The sequence below is a fragment of the Acidovorax sp. A79 genome (assembly GCF_041154505.1).
Lineage (GTDB): Bacteria > Pseudomonadota > Gammaproteobacteria > Burkholderiales > Burkholderiaceae_C > Acidovorax.
On sequence record NZ_AP028672.1, the window covers coordinates 5153620 to 5168695 of the forward strand.

The window sequence follows — 15076 nt, forward strand, 5'->3', positions numbered from 1 at the left end:
CCGGGCCTTTCACACAGAACGACAACAGGAGGCAAACCATGCAACGACGAGACTTCATCACGGCAAGCGCCCTGACCGCACTGGGCGCAGCCCTGCCGGCAGGCGCCTGGGCGCAGGCCAGCTACCCCGCCAAGCCGGTGCGCATGATCGTGCCCTTCCCGCCAGGTGGGCCCACCGATGTGATGGGGCGCACGGCTGCCAAGGCCATGGGCGACAAGCTAGGCCAGCAGTTGGTGGTCGAGAACAAGGCGGGTGCGGGCGGCAACATCGGCACCGACGCAGTGGCCAAGGCCGCGCCCGACGGCTACACCATCGGCCTCACGGCCATCAGCAGCTTGGCCATTGCGCCGCACCTGTACGCCAGCGTGCCCTTCAATATCGAGAAGGACTTTGCGCCGATCTCGCTGGTCGGCACAACTCCCTGCGCGCTGGTCGTGCACCCCAGCGTGCCGTTTAACGACCTCAAGGGCATGGTGGCCTACGCCAAGGCCCATCCCGGCAAGCTCAACTACGCCACCTCGGGCATCGGCACCAGCAACCACCTGGCGACCGAACTGCTGCAGTCGGTGGCGGGTATTCAGCTCACCAACGTGCCGTACAAGGGCTCCAGCCAGATCGTGCCCGACCTGCTGGCCGGCACCATCACTATGAGCATGGAAAGCTCGCTGGCCACCACCTTGCAGCACATCAAGGCGGGCAAACTCAAGGCCATTGCCGTCACCTCGCCGCAGCGCGCCAAGGCGTTGCCCGAGGTACCGACGATCGCTGAGTCCGGCTACCCCGGCTTCAGCGTGGAGACCTGGTTCGGCCTAGTGGCCCCCGCGGGCACACCCCAGGCCATCGTGGCCAGACTGCACGACGCCTGGGAGGCCGGGGCCAAGTCGCCTGAGGCGCAGCAGGCGTTCGACAACATCTCAGGCAACCTGCGGGTCACGTCGCCGCAGGAGTTCGCTGATTTCATCCGCGCGGAGAATCGCCGCTGGGGCGAGCTGATCCGCAAGTTGGCCATCAAGGCGGACTGACCCTTTCTGACAGGACCAAGCACCATGCCATTTGCGCAGATCTACATGATCGAGGGCCGCACCGAGGAGCAGAAGAAGGCCGTTATCGAGAAGGTGACGCAGGCCCTTGTCGATGCCGTGGGCGCGCCGCCGGCCAACGTGCGCGTCTGGATCCACGACGTGCCCAAGGAAAACTGGGGCATCGCGGGGGTGAGCGCCAAGGAGCTGGGGCGCTGACCCTTTCATGGCTAAACGCGCCTGCAGCGCTTGCACTTCAGAGGCCGATTTTTCTTTTAATTTCTTGTTGCATACGGTGAATCGCCCCGGATTCCCTAGACACTTTTGAGCCGTTGGAAATGGCGTCTTTCGAACTCTACCGGTGAAGTATCTCCGGCAGTGCCGTGGCGTCGCTTAGGGTTGTAAAACATCTCGATGTAATTGAAGACATCGGCTCTGGCTTGATCGCGGGTTGGGTAGATCTGGCGGCGGATTCGCTCTCGTTTCAAAAGTTGGAAGAAGCTTTCGGCCACGGCGTTGTCATGGCAATTGCCCCGACGGCTCATGCTGGAAACCAGGTTGTGAGCGCGCAGGAAGTCTTGCCATGCATGCCCAGTGAACTGACTGCCCTGATCAGAGTGGACGGTGACAGCGGCTTTGGGTTGCCGGCGCCAAAATGCCATCAGCAGCGCGTTGAGCACTAACTCAGTGTCGATGCGGTGCCCCATGGACCAGCCGATCACCTGCCTGGAGAACAGGTCGATGACGGCGCTCAGGTACAACCAGCCTTCATGGGTGCGGATGTAGGTGATGTCGGTCACCCATGACTGATTGGGCTCGCTGACATTGAACTGGCGCTGCAGATGGTTTGGTGCCACCACCGCTGGCTTGGCGCCACGCGGGCCAGGTCGGCGTCGATAGCCAGTCTGTGAACGCAGGCCTTCAAGCTTGAGCAATCGGGCCACGCGGTGCTTGCCGCAGCGCTCTCCCAGGTCGCGCATGTCCATCGTGAGCTTGCGATAGCCATAGACGCCGCCACTCTCCAGCCACGCGTGCTTGAGCAGGCCCAACAAGCGTTGATCGTCCTTGCCACGAGAACTCACCGCATCGCACTTCCAGGCGTAGTAGCCGCTGGGGTGCACGGTCATGAGCTTGCACATGCGGCGAACGCTGTGCTGGTGTTCATGCCGCTCGATGAATGCGTACCTCACCCGGACTGCTTGGCAAAGTACGCTGCGGCCTTTTTTAGGATGTCGCGCTCCTCGGTCACACGTTTGAGCTTGGCCTTCAGTTTGCGCAGCTCATCCGCCTGTGACCCCTGCGCTTGCCGTTGTGCCGCGGGCATTCGATGGGCCTTGATCCACTGATACAGGCTGTGCTGGCTAACACCAAGCCTGGCGGATACGTCGGCCACCTTGTGGCCACGCTCGGTGATCTGTTTGACCGCTTCGGTCTTGAATTCTTCGGGGTATCTTTGCTTACTCATGGCACCTCCTATTGGGCCTCAGGTTTGAGGCTCAGAGGTGTCTAGAAAACCCGGAGATGGCATGGTCCGCCCACCTCTGCCACTGCTGCTGACGTGTGGTCGTCATCCCGTAAAGCCGGGGTAGATGTCGCAAGTTCAGCTGCAAAGTGCCAGAGTGGCCGCTCTTGCAACCACTGATCCTGGAGGCCACCATGCAATCGACTCTCAATCTGCCCGTCATTGGTCTTGACTTGGCAAAGTCGGTGTTTCAACTGCACATCGTTGATGTGGAGTCGGGCGAGATACAGCGACGCCAAATCAAACGCGCCAAACTCACGGAATTCTTCGCCAAATGCAACCGCAGCCTGGTGGCGATGGAAGCTTGTGGGTCATCGCATTACTGGGCCAGGACGATCCAGGCGCTGGGACATGAGGTCAAGCTGTTGCCTGCCCAGCATGTCAAAGCCTTCTTGCTCCGTGACAAGACCGATGCGATGGATGCACAGGCAATCTGGGTGGCCGCACAACAGCCGCACATCTTGCCGGTCCCCGTGAAATCGGAGCGCCAGCAAGCTTGTCTGGCACTGCACGGCATGCGTCGTCAGATGATGAAGATGCGCATCATGCAAACCAATGCCCTGCGAGGCATCCTGGCCGAGTTCGGCATTGCCATGCCCGTGGGGCACAACCAGTTGCTCAAGATGATTCTTGCCGAAATCGCCGAGGCCCAGGAGAAGGGCCACCTGCCTGCTGATCTGGTCATCTGCATCCAGGAGCAGCTCAAACGCATCGATGGATTGCAAGATGACATCGACCACATTGGCCAGCGGCTGGGCGCCATAATTCGAGAGGACCGCCAGATGCAGGCCATTCAGCAAATTCCTGGTGTCGGAGACCTGACAGCCTCGGCGCTGGTGGCGGCGGTCGGAGACTTCTGCGCATTCAAATCCGCGCGGCAGTTCGCCTCATGGGTAGGGTTGGTTCCTCGTCACGTGGGCACCGGCGGGAAGACGCAGCAGTTGGGTATCTCCAAGCGCGGAGACACCTACTTGCGAACCTTGTTGATCGCGGGTGCCAGGGCCGTGATTGCCCGATCCGGAAAATCTGACTGGATTGAACGGTTGCTGCAGCGGCGACATTACAACGTCGTGGTGGTGGCGTTGGCCAACAAGATGGCGCGCACCGCGTGGGCGGTTCTAGCCAGGGGTATGGCCTTCGATCGCACCCGTTGGAATCCGCTTGAGACGGTAACTGCCTGATCCGTCAGCGCGGAGCGCCTCAGACCTACAACACCGATTTGAAGGAGAACCTGCACAAAGCGTATTGATGGAATGACGGTCAAACCGGGTTGGGAAATTCCGATGAATCGCCAGTACCTTGAGTACATCCCGGAGTACATCCCGGAGATAGGAACCCCAGCCGCGAATAGCCATCATGGGCAGCCGCAACCACTGCGTCAACAGCCCGGATGTAAGGCAGCAAACCCTTCAGACCATCACGACGCAAAAGCTTGTTCTCCTTGGGCGGACCATGTAGGCGATTCAGCGGACGTCAGTCTGCTGTAAAGCTGGTATGACCTCGATCGGGTGATCAACCTAACAGCTTGACTTCACTTTCTGATCAGCGGTGCGCAACCACAGCTCAACGCCCGGCGACGCACCGCCACCAGACCCGCCGCCAGCAGCGAAAGCAGCGCCAGCGCCCAGGGGCCGAGTGCGGGGATGGCCTGCGGGGCCAGCAGCACTGGCATGCCGGGGTCGGTGATCTGGTGGGGCACGGAGTCGCTGTCGCCCACGCCGCCATCGGCCAGGGTGAAGGTCACGCTCAGGCCGCCGGGCGCAAACTGCGCGCCGGGCAGCGCATACCAGTGCGGCTGCGCGCAGGCAGCGCCGGTGCAGCCCAGCCCGTCGGGGCTGGGGCCGTATTTGTAATAAATGGCCCCCTGCGGCACTGGTGTGGTGAAGTGCACGGTCACCTGCGCATCGCCATTGCCAGCGACACGCCCTAGCACCAGCCCCAGCGGCGCATGCACCGCCCGCACATGGGACGGCAAGGGCGCGGGCAAGGTGGAGGCAAAGGCGGCGCTGCTGATCTCCCAGCCGTTCGCGCTGTCCACCTCCACCGCCCCCAGATTGCCGTTGCCGCCCGCACCCTGCCACGGTGCGCTGCACTGCTGCGCTGCGCCGCCATATTCACCGCTGCACTGCCATTGGTATTGGCCGCTGGCGGATAGCACGGTCCCTGGCGTGCCCGTGGCGCACAGATTCGCGCTGGGCTTGAAGGCCGCAGCGCCGTTGGCCGCTGAGCCGCAGGTGGCATCGACCGGGTCGTGGGTGAAAGCGGCCGAAACGCTGCGCGGGCTGGTCACATTGGTGAGCTGACATGCACCCGTGCCCGCGCAATCGCCTGACCAACTGGTGAAGTGATAGCCCGTATCGGGCGTGGCGGTACAGCTTGCGTCCTGCCCATGGTTAACGGGGTTGGGTGCGCAGGTGACCGTGCCGTTGGTGGTGACGGGGGTGATGCTGATGGGGTAGGTGTTCAGCGCGAAGGTGGCGCTCACGCTGCGCGGCGCGGTCACGTTGGTGAGCTGGCAGGTGCCCATGCCCGAGCAATCGCCCGTCCAGCCTGTGAAGTGATAGCCCGTATCGGGCGTGGCGGTACAGCTTGCGTCCTGCCCATGGTTAACGGGGTTGGGTGCGCAGGTGACCGTGCCGTTGGTGGTGACGGGGGTGATGCTGATGGGGTAGGTGTTCAGCGCGAAGGTGGCGCTCACGCTGCGCGGCGCGGTCACGTTGGTGAGCTGGCAGGTGCCCATGCCCGAGCAATCGCCCGTCCAGCCTGTGAAGTGGTAGCCCGTATCGGGCGTGGCGGTGCAGTTTGCATTCTGGCGGTGGGTGACGGGGTTGGGCGTGCAGGTGACTGCGCCGTTGGCGGGGGAGGGAACGATGCCGATGGAATAGGTGTTGAGCACAAACGTGGCACTCACGCTGCGCGGCGCGGTCACGTTGGTGAGCTGGCATGCACCCGTGCCCGCGCAATCGCCTGACCACCTGGTGAAGTGATAGCCCGTATCAGGCGTGGCGGTGCAGCCTGCGTCCTGCCCATGGTTAATGGGGTTGGGTGCGCAGGTGACCGTGCCGTTGACGGCGGCGGGGGTGGCGATGGAGTGGGTGTTTGGCGTGAAGGTGGCCGAGACAGTGCGCGACGCGGTCACGTTGGTGAACTGGCATGCACCCGTGCCCGTGCAATCGCCCGACCAACTGGTGAAGTGGTAACCCGCATCGGGCGTGGCGGTGCAGCTTGCATGCTGGCCGTGGGTGACGGGGTTGGGCGTGCAGGTGACTGTGCCGTTGGCCGGGGCGGGGACGATGCCGATGGAATAGGTGTTGAGCACAAATGTGGCACTCACGCTGCGCGGGCTGGTCACGTTGTAGAGAATGCACGCGCTGGCAGAGCCCGAGCAATCGCCCGACCAATGGGTGAAGTGATAGCCCATAGCGGGCGAGGCGACGCAGATCGTGTCTTTCCCATGGTGCACGGGGTTGGGCGTGCAGTTCACGCTGCCGCCGGTCACGGCGGGGGTGGCGACGGCGTAGGTAATCGGCGCGAAGGTGGCTCGCACGCTGTGCGCGCTGGTCACGTTGGTGAGCTGGCATGCACCCGTGCCCGCGCAATCGCCCGTCCAGCCGGTGAACTGAAAGCCCGTTTGCGGCGTGACAGTGCAGCTAGCGCTCTGGCCGTGGGGCACGGGGTTGGGCGTGCACGACATGCTCCCGCCCGTGGTGGCAGTGGTGGTGATGGCGTAGGTGATGAGCGTCGTGTTGGCAGAGACGGTGGTAGTCCCTAGAACCACGGGCTGGCAAGCCCCCGTGCCGCTGCATGCGCCGCCCCAGCCGCTGAAGGGGCGGGCGACTGGGTCGTGCACCGTGGCCGTGCAGGTGGCGCTGGAGCCATGGGTCACGGGGTTCGGGGTGCACTGTGCGCTGGCAATGCCAGCATCCGTGTTGAGTGTCACCATGTATTGGCGCGGTGCCAGGCAAGCGGCCGTGGTGCCGCCGCTGATGCCCGCGCAATCCCAGCGGAAGGCATCGGCCGCGGCAGACTGGTTGGTGGCCGAACCGGCTCTGCACAAGGGGGCGGGCCAGCTGAGCGAAGGCGCAGTGCTGCCACACGCGCCGTTGGTGGTCGGCGGGGCGAAGGTGGCGCTGATGGTGCAATTGCCGGTAATGGTCGCAGTGGTGTAGGTGTTGCCCGCAAGCGATCCGCCACAGCCGCTGACCTGCACCGTGTAGCCCGGTGGCGTGGTGAGCGTGAAGCTGGCCTGCTGCCCCGCCGCAACATCGCGCCCCGCCTCGATGCTGCCGCCGCCCGTGGCCTGGGAGGTAACAAGGTGGGAGCGAGGCACGGAGCATTGCGGCGAAGGGTTGCCGCCGTAGCTGCTCTGGCACACCCAGGAGAAGGAGTAGGTATCACCCATCACGCCGCTGGTCGTGCCCACGCTGCACAGCAAGGCGTCTGGCGGATAGCGGCGAGGCGTGGTGCTGCTGGCACTGCCGCACACGCCATCGAGCTGCACGGAACCGGCCTCGACCGTCATGCCGATGGAGGTCTGCGGCTCGGCCACCCAGGCTGGGTTGTGGCTCGCGCCTGAATACCAGGTCAGCCCGTCGTTGGTGGCCGTGGTGATCTGGCGGCGGATCATGGTCTGGCCGATGCTGCGCACCACCACCCAGGCAAAGTCGCCCGCCGCCACGATGCGGTCGCCCGTGAAAACGCGCACGCCTGGCGTGGCCGCGTCGGCGGTGAAGGGGGCGCAGGCCGTCATGTCCACGAACGGCGTGGCGGCGCTGGCGTCGGTTGCGCACACTTGCAGCTCGAACCGGTCGATCTGGGTGAGATTCATCTTCACCTGCGTGATGCGCAGCGACTGGCTGCCAATCGGGATGCGGTTGGCCACCCACAGGTTGGTGTGGTAGCTGGAGTTGTGCTGGATGAGCCACGGGTCATTGGCGGCTGCCAGGTTGTCGAATACCGTGACTGCACTAGCAGACACTGAAGCCGCCGCCGTCAGCAGTAGCATGGCAATTCGAAGGGCAAGGGTTTTCATGGCGATGTGGTGGGTGGGTGGAGCGGTGTTCCACCCAGCCGCGATCGGCCATGAAAAGTGCTTTCAGCGCTTGTGTATCAAGCGCTGAAAGGCATGTTTATGGAAGCATGTGGCACGGGTGGATGCGCACTGCCGGCCATCTTGCGGGCGCGCAGCCCTGGCGGCTTGACTGTGCGTTCGTGCAGCGCTTGACTGGACGTTTCAGACGTGCAGGCTGAGCAGCCAGTCGGCGTACTCGACCGACGCGGGTGTGGAGGGCGTGGGCGGCGCCATGCCGGTGGCACGCGCTTCAGCTCTCGCTATCGTCACAAATGGTGTTGGCGTCGGTGGGAATATATCTTTCAGGATCGACTGACTATGCCGCTGCTGAGTCGGCGGTACGGGAGTCCTGTTGGAGGCTGGTTGCGGTCAATCAGCCCAGCAAGCGCGACGTCTGCTTTCGCTGCAAAGCGGAAGTCAATCGCCTTTGGCTACGGGTATGGTCCACGAAAAATCGCCAAAAAAGAAACCCTAGACAATCGGTCCACACGCCCTAGGGCGTGCAGGCCAGACATACTGTCCAGGGCTTCTTGATGCGGTACGCTGACGCCAACTGTCAGCCCCAAGATGACCCTACAGATTCCCAGCCACCATCCATCCATTGTCCGTCTTGATCATCTGCCGCTCGCCTTCGATGGAAGTCTCCACCCCGGCGTAGTAGTCGTCAGACGAACCTTTGCCATCCATCACCGCCCGGTACAGGATCCCCAATGGCTTTCGAGGGTCCCGATAGCCAAAACATGCCAGCGGGATCTCCGGCTTGGAGGGCTGGGCATACGTCCGGACCTTGCCCGAGCTGGTCGCGTACAGCAGGTTCGCGGCCCGGTCTGTGTACTTGTCAAAGACTCCGTTGGATGCTGAAAGCCACTCCTTGCCGAGAGCCTCTTTCTGGCTGTACAACTCGTGCATTTCCGCACTGTGCTTTTGCCTGTCGCCAATGAGGTAGCCCCGCTCATCCTCCTGAGCCAAGTACTTGTCCTGTGCAGCTTTGCGCACCGCATCGACGGCGTCTATCTGCTCTTTGTAGCTGCGATCGAGCTCCACCATTTCCTTCTCATATTCAGAAAACAGTGCCGAAGCAATGCGGAACTTCTGCAAATCCTGAGCCAATTTGCCCTCGATCTTCACCCTGACGGTGGCGGTGAATTTCACGTTGGCAATGTTCTTGTTGTCCGAGTTCGGAAAAAACGTGTTCGTGATCTGCGCGTTGTCGACGCTTGCATATTCGCAGGCCTTTTGCAGCTCACTGGTCATCGAGCTTGCAAGCTCAGACCCCGACGGGCTGTTGGAACATGCCGCCAGCAAGCAGGCCACGCCGCAGAGAGACAGTTTTGTTTTCATGGTGATTGGAGGGTGTAAAAAAATGATGTGGATAGCTCTAGGAAGGGCAGGGGAGAGGCAGGGACAGGCCGGGGACAGGCATCAAAGCCCGTTCTCCCTGATGCACTGAACCACAGCGGCTGCGAAGGCCACCTGAATCTTTCGGTGCTGCTCCGTGCCCAGGATTTCCCCAAAATTGATGTCATCGAGCTTGTGTGTGGCTTGGACCTTTTTGTAGGCACAAGAGCAGTTCTCGCGACTGGCGCCCATGCCCACGCAGCCCCCCACAAACGCCCGCTCGTTCTTGGAACTGCAGGCCGACAGCGATGCCGCGAACAGGACTGCCAGGGCGGTGGTCCTGACCATTGCTTCAAACTTCATAAAACACTTTCATGGATAAGGCCGGGGGAGGGCGCCAGAACGGGTCCGCAGGACCGTCTGGCCATCTCCCGGGCCGTGTTGGTGTTGTCTATCTCTTGCCAGCTGCGATGTGGACCAGCATCCACAACACCAGGAAACCGACCATTTCCCAGGAGCTGAAAATCAAGAAAAACAGATAGATCCCGAACAGCGTCAGGATCACGCGGGCGATGAAAGCCATTGGCGGTCCTCGGTAGGCTGGCAAGTACTCCAGGCACTACGAGCTCATCAGCACGGCCACAAAGACCAAAACCACAATCCCCGCGATCACAGGGCCCAGACTCGGAAACAAGGCAACCGGCCACAACACGCCTTGCCCCAGATGGAACGCAAAGCTGCGAAACGGCTCCGGACCCCAGAAATGCGCATAGACCGCGTACAGCAGTCCGACCAAGAAATACCCCGCGATCAAGATACGACCGAGCTTCATTGCAACAACTCCCTCAAAATGGAACGCCCCGCGTTCCGTGGTTAAAAACAAAAACACTTACGGATCAGCTTGCAATTGAGATGCAAACTCCGTAGATACAAATAAAGCAGAACCGCATCCTTGCGCGGTGCCTGCCAAACCCACTCCACCCACACGGCTGCCCGATCCGACCAACCTGCGCGAAGTCCTCGCGTACTGGGTGCGGCTGTTGCGTGTGCAGAAAGAGTGGTCCCAGGAGCGCCTGGCCCACGAGTGCGACCTCGACCGCACCTATGTGTCGGCCATCGAGCGCTGCAAGTGGAACGTCTCGCTGTCCAACATCGAGCGCCTGGCCCATGTTCTGGGTGTCGCACCATGGGCTCTGCTCAAGCCGCCCGAGGTGCCAGTGCCCGTCAAGCGCCGGGCGAGCCAGGCACAGGCCCAGTAAAAGGCCGGAGCCAGCAGCGCCTCACTGTCCAACCAATCTTTCGGCTCAAACCGCCATCCATCCTCCTCTTGGGTTTGTCACATTATGTGATGCAAACTCATCAAATCAACGCAGCCACAGGGCAGCGGTTGACGCCACCGTGGCAAAGTTGGCAGGAGTGCGGTGCCGGCGCAGTGATGCCCTTTGGGGAACCGGGTCCCTATCAGGTTGCTACCATTGTGCTACCCACCGACAACACCCCGCTGCAAGCCCTTTCCGAGACATGCCCCCGAATCCGCCTGCCACTGTCAACCGCTGCGGCTACTGCGGCGCCAGCAGCTACCACCGGGTGGTTGCGCGCGACGAGACGGGCGCCATGCGCTACACCGAAACCCTTCAATGCACTGGATGCGGCCGTGAATTCACCGATCTGCGGGACTGGCGTCGGGGCGGGCAGGCGGCACAATCCACTGCTGCGGCCCAATAGCTGTGCCTGAGCCGGAGCGTTGAGGCCGACCGCCACACCCCTCTGACTCGTTGCCATCGTCGCATTCTTCTTCTTCGTTTCCCTGCTATTCCATGCCCAGCTACTCCGAACTCCTTGCCCAGAAAAAATCCCTCGACGCGCAAATCGCCCAGGCGCAGAAGGAAGAATCCGTGCAGGCGCTGGCCACCGTCCATGAATTGATCAAGGAGTTCGGCTTCACGGCCCAGCAGGTGTTCCCCTGGAAGCCGCAGCCCAAGAAAGTCGCCGCCAAATACCGCGATCCCGATACCGGCGCCACCTGGTCCGGCCGGGGCAAGCCGCCCCAGTGGATTGCGGGCAAGGACCGCGGGCCTTTTGTGATCGCCTGATCGGCACTGAAAAAGAGCCAGACAGTGTGGATGCACTGTCTGAGCGCCCGCCAGATCACTGGGCGCCCTGGCCCTTGCCGGGAGACAGTGTGATCGCCGAGAGGACCAGCCCACAGTCCAGTCCCCCCTCCACAGTACGCGCCGACCAAACCCCACGGAACTCCGCCACCCGTACGGCTGCCTCATGGTGCGGATAGGCCCCAGGGACCAGACACTGGTTGTGCCCCAAGCCCCATCCAGGATGCACCTGGGTATCCAGGATCAGAAGCCCGGTGGCCTCCGTGCGCACCGCGCTGCCAGATCCATCACCCGCCGGACTCCAAGGCCCCTCCACCCCGACCACCAGCATCCATTGAGGCGCAGGGCAGGGTTGTCTGGTAGCCCCCCGTACCTCCCTGGCTATCGACTGCCAGAGCAGCAGCACCAGACCTCCGTGGTGAATTGCGTCGTGGCACAGCGCCAGCAAGTCCGAAGGTGCTTGCTCCCAGACCCACTGTGCATGGAATCCAGGAAGTAAGCGCTGCGCATGGCGCAACACCCCGGCCGCACTGGTCACTGAGGGCACGGCCACCCGCTCGCCAGTGAGCAAGGTCACTGCCTGCTGCAGTGCCACCGCCCCCGTGCGATGTGGCGGCGCTCGATGCCTCACCAGAATCCCCGGAAGCACCTTGGCACCAGGTTCTGAATCCGGACCACATCTGTAGCACGGCACCGTCTCCATCACCAGGCCCACGGCATAGCGCCGGACCAGCCCCTCAGGTGCCCGCATGGGAAGCCCCCGGATCACCTGTTGCGGTGGCTCGTGCTCCCAGCGCCTCCTGCTTGCGATGCAGCTTGCCCCGTAGCGAAATCGGAGGAGATGGCGCTCTGGCCCTGCGTGTACCCAAGTCGTCACCATCCCCCGGATGCGCTCCCCCCATACCAGGCTCTGGATAGAACTCCTCGACAACCTCCACACCTTCCTCTTCCGATTCCTCGAACTCCCCCAGCGCCAAGCCTTGCCGTGCTGCTTCGTCCAGCGCCGCCTGATCAAGGCCCAGCGCAGCTTGCTGCTCGCGCTCCTGCCGTGCCAACGCCACAACCTGGGCTAGGCTGCTTCCGGCTCTCAGCGTCAGATCCACGTAGTAGATCGGCGTGCGGTGCGACAGCGTGGTGGACTTGCCCCGCAGCCGAAGCTCCAAAGGCAGTCCCGCCAGCAACCCACCCGACACCGCAAACAGATATCGCAGGCGTGCCGACAACGTCCGGATGCTGTTGAACCCCGTCGTCCGAAACACAAAGCTGCCCAGCTCATCACCAGCCGTGCCTGTTTCGGTACTGCCATCCGCCTCCACCCGCACATGCAACCGCCCATACGGCTTGCAGTTCCCGTCCTGGGCCAGCGCACACACCGCAGGCGAAGGGCAGGGCAGGGACTGCATCCCCGACAGAGTCACCCGCTTGCAGCTCTCCCCATCTCCCACGCACAGCGGCCTTCCTGTGGCCCGGTCAAACATCGTGTAGTTCGCCCTGAGGCTCAGATCCGGGTCATCAAACAGCAGCCGCACTGGAATGCTGCGCAGCTTGGCTCCCGGGTCCTTGCGAAGCTGTGCATCCACGGGATGCAACACCCACCCCTCCTTGTTCTGCACCTGGCTGGTCAGCGTGAACTCATCGTCCTTCTCGGGCAGGCGACGCCCGTTCTTCTCCATCACCCGCCCAATCGCAATGCGCCCGATCACAGGCGGTGTCAAAGCCAAACCTTTGAGCATGTGAATCTCCTTGTTGAATGTAAAAACACCCCCCAAAACAGAACGGGCCTCACCGTCACCGATGAAGCCCGTCTGGGGAATGCGTTGAATGACAATGAACCCACCTCAGGTCTGCACCAGAAACCTCCGACTCCCAGGTTTGGGCACCGTGTAGGCCTTGATGATCTCCGGCTGCTCCTTGGCCAGCCGCGCTGTATCGAGCTGAGTCCCATCCCGGCTGCGTTTGAAGCTGACCTCACCGTTCTCAAACACCGCCCGGCTGGAATCCCCCATGCGCTGCTGAATGGCTTGCTTGAGCTGGGCTTCCAGGGCGGTATTGGTTGCCAGCACCTCCCGCACCGCCAACAGGTCCGAAAACACCGCCCCCATCACCAGGTCATGTTTGAGGTTCAGCGTGAAACCCGTGTCCCGGGGATACAGCGCCCGCAAAGCCCGGTCTGCCGAATCCGACCCATCGGCCGGAGGCGCCTGGCCCCGCTCCACATAGCCCCAGAACTCCCGCTCCAAGGTGATGAGCTGGGCGATCAGCTCCTCATCCCGCTCGATCCGGAAAATCTGCAGTTCCTGGCCTCCAAGCAACACAGCCACATCCGCTCCCTGTTTGCCCGTCACGGCCAACTGGTGCTGGACTTGCAGCTGCACATACTCCGGCACCCCATCCCGCCAGAGCCAGGCCCCCTGAATGCCTGCGGTCTTGCACTCCAGCAACTGGACATCGGGGGCTCCCAGCACCTCCCGGTCGATATTGGCCAGCATCCATGGGTGCTCGGGATGCTGCAGCACCGCATTGATACGCCGCACCCGGTTGCCGGTACGGCGGGTGTAGTGGGCTGCAACGATGGGCTCCAGCAGCGAACCCCAGTACATCGGACTCAGATCGTCCGCACCCCCGTCACCCGGCGGGGCGACAGGGGCACGTCCGGTCTTCTCCATCCATAGCTCCAGCTGCGACTGGTAGGGATTGAGCCCGACAGCAGCAGCCGCATCGGAACTGCCAATGCCACCCTTGCGCACCTGCAACCACTGACCGCGATCCAGGTCCTGGGTCTTGACCAGCCGAAGGGCAGGGCGGGGATGCGGTGACGCCTCAGACCCTGGTGAAACAACAGGACGAACCATGCTGACTCCTTGAAGTGAAAACAACAACAACGACAACCACCACGCCACACCGCCCCCAAAAGCAAAAGACCTCGGTCCACTGAAGGAGCCGGGGTCTATGCCGTGAAGGGCGGTGAGGTTGGATGGATAAACCGCAAAGAACGGCAGACACCGTCACGACGCCAACTGCAACGCCTGCTCCAGCGCCCGCTGCTTGAGGTTGGCCCCCTGACCAAACCAGGCACTGTCCAGGCGGTACTCCTGACTGCGCGCCCGGCGCTCGTGGTCCACGAACTCGGTGACGGCGCACAGCAGACCCCAGGCCGTGCCCTTGGCGGCTGCCAGCTCTGCGCCCCGGCCCTGACCCTCATACATGGCCTGTACCTTCTTGAGCGCGCGTTCGTTGGTCAGGCCTGCCGATGCATCGGCATGCCCATCCGTCTGGCAGAGCACCTTGAGAAAATAGTTCATGGACTCATGGCTCTTGACCTTGCGCTCGGACAGGGTCTTCATGCGGTACATGAAACCGTCCCATTGGGAGACGGCAATACCCAACTGCTTCTTGACCGCCTGCGCATCAAAGCTGGTGCTGTGGGGCACCTTGATCGCACTCGATGTTCCGGACAGGGCAATCGAGAGGGTGTTGTTGCAGACCACCCGAACGGTGGTGGGCGTGGCCGTGGTCGCCAAGGTCCCATCGCAGGAAGTGGCCAGTAGCAGATAGCCGTTGACCACATCGTTGCCCTTGAGCGCCGAGGACTTGCCGGTCCGGGCCAAGGCCCAGAACTTGCGCCCAGCCTTGAGAACCCCGGCGGTCTCCAGCTCATACCCAGAGACTTCCGTCAGATCCCGGTAGAACTCCAACACCTGCTTGGGCTGCACGACCTGGTAGCGGGCACTGACCACCGACAAAGGGGCCTTGGTATCGCTGCGGTACAGCACCTTCTGGTCGGGAAACTCCATGGGTTCGGCATACAGCGCGGAGACGGAAGAGGGGGCCTGGCCAGCCGGGCCGGATTCCGTGGCCATGTAGCGCACGGGGGCCTCACGGATGGTCCAGTCCATGCCCGCTTCACGGGCCCAGACATCGATGGGTTGTTTGGCGGGAAGTTGCTGACCCAGGTTGTGCCATGGGGTCTCGCCGACATAGGCCATGGTTTGAACGAGATGTGCCATTGGAATGC

Annotated in this window: 14 protein-coding genes; 5 read left to right on the plus strand and 9 right to left on the minus strand. The window is 62.6% G+C overall.

What is annotated here, in order from left to right:
- The first annotated feature begins 38 nt into the window (after positions 1-38).
- Positions 39-1022, plus strand: coding sequence for a Bug family tripartite tricarboxylate transporter substrate binding protein (locus ACAM51_RS23795; protein WP_369642076.1), 984 nt, complete (start codon positions 39-41; stop codon positions 1020-1022).
- 24 nt (positions 1023-1046) lie between these two features.
- Positions 1047-1238 carry a 2-hydroxymuconate tautomerase gene (locus ACAM51_RS23800; RefSeq protein ID WP_013517254.1) on the plus strand — a complete coding sequence of 64 codons (192 nt, stop codon included), beginning with the start codon at positions 1047-1049 and terminating at the stop codon, positions 1236-1238.
- Positions 1239-1333: 95 nt separating this feature from the next.
- Here ACAM51_RS23800 and ACAM51_RS23805 read toward each other — a convergent pair.
- Positions 1334-2484 (minus strand): IS3 family transposase gene (locus tag ACAM51_RS23805; protein ID WP_369642077.1). Its coding sequence is split into 2 segments (ribosomal slippage): positions 1334-2238 and positions 2238-2484, totalling 1152 coding nucleotides; the frame shifts between segments, so codons are not numbered across the junction.
- A gap of 191 nt (positions 2485-2675) precedes the next feature.
- Between ACAM51_RS23805 and ACAM51_RS23810 the strand changes: the two genes are divergently transcribed.
- Positions 2676-3722, plus strand: coding sequence for an IS110 family transposase (locus ACAM51_RS23810; protein WP_369642078.1), 1047 nt, complete (start codon positions 2676-2678; stop codon positions 3720-3722).
- Between the two features lie 350 nt (positions 3723-4072).
- Here ACAM51_RS23810 and ACAM51_RS23815 read toward each other — a convergent pair whose 3' ends face one another.
- The 5 genes from ACAM51_RS23815 to ACAM51_RS23835 form a co-directional block, all read right to left on the minus strand.
- Positions 4073-7573 (minus strand): IPTL-CTERM sorting domain-containing protein, encoded by a 3501-nt coding sequence (locus tag ACAM51_RS23815; RefSeq protein WP_369642079.1) that lies wholly within the window; start codon positions 7571-7573, stop codon positions 4073-4075.
- 612 nt (positions 7574-8185) lie between these two features.
- Entirely contained in the window at positions 8186-8953 is a 768-nt protein-coding gene (locus tag ACAM51_RS23820; protein ID WP_369642080.1) for a hypothetical protein, read from the minus strand.
- A gap of 81 nt (positions 8954-9034) precedes the next feature.
- Positions 9035-9313: a hypothetical protein gene (locus tag ACAM51_RS23825; RefSeq protein ID WP_369642081.1), complete on the minus strand. Its 279-nt coding sequence runs from the start codon at positions 9311-9313 to the stop codon at positions 9035-9037.
- A gap of 88 nt (positions 9314-9401) precedes the next feature.
- Entirely contained in the window at positions 9402-9533 is a 132-nt protein-coding gene (locus tag ACAM51_RS23830) for a hypothetical protein (protein ID WP_369642082.1), read from the minus strand.
- A gap of 36 nt (positions 9534-9569) precedes the next feature.
- Entirely contained in the window at positions 9570-9782 is a 213-nt protein-coding gene (locus tag ACAM51_RS23835; protein ID WP_369642083.1) for a hypothetical protein, read from the minus strand.
- 127 nt (positions 9783-9909) lie between these two features.
- Here ACAM51_RS23835 and ACAM51_RS23840 point away from each other — a divergent pair, with 127 nt between their 5' ends.
- Complete coding sequence (locus tag ACAM51_RS23840; protein ID WP_369642084.1) at positions 9910-10209, plus strand: helix-turn-helix domain-containing protein; 300 nt, start codon at positions 9910-9912, stop codon at positions 10207-10209.
- Between the two features lie 558 nt (positions 10210-10767).
- On the plus strand, positions 10768-11043 hold the full coding sequence (locus tag ACAM51_RS23845) for an H-NS family nucleoid-associated regulatory protein (protein ID WP_369642085.1): 276 nt from the start codon (positions 10768-10770) through the stop codon (positions 11041-11043).
- Positions 11044-11798: 755 nt separating this feature from the next.
- Here the strand turns inward: ACAM51_RS23845 and ACAM51_RS23850 are convergent.
- The 3 genes from ACAM51_RS23850 to ACAM51_RS23860 all read right to left on the minus strand — a co-directional run bounded on the left by ACAM51_RS23850 (position 11799) and on the right by ACAM51_RS23860 (position 15068).
- The gene (locus tag ACAM51_RS23850) at positions 11799-12794 is read right to left on the minus strand and encodes a phage capsid protein (protein WP_369642086.1); all 996 of its coding nucleotides are present in this window, start codon (positions 12792-12794) and stop codon (positions 11799-11801) included.
- A 105-nt stretch (positions 12795-12899) separates the two neighbouring features.
- Positions 12900-13913, minus strand: a complete 1014-nt coding sequence (locus ACAM51_RS23855; protein WP_369642087.1) for a YqaJ viral recombinase family protein — start codon at positions 13911-13913, stop codon at positions 12900-12902.
- A gap of 153 nt (positions 13914-14066) precedes the next feature.
- Positions 14067-15068, minus strand: coding sequence for a DUF932 domain-containing protein (locus ACAM51_RS23860; RefSeq protein WP_369642088.1), 1002 nt, complete (start codon positions 15066-15068; stop codon positions 14067-14069).
- Between the last annotated feature and the right edge of the window lie 8 nt (positions 15069-15076).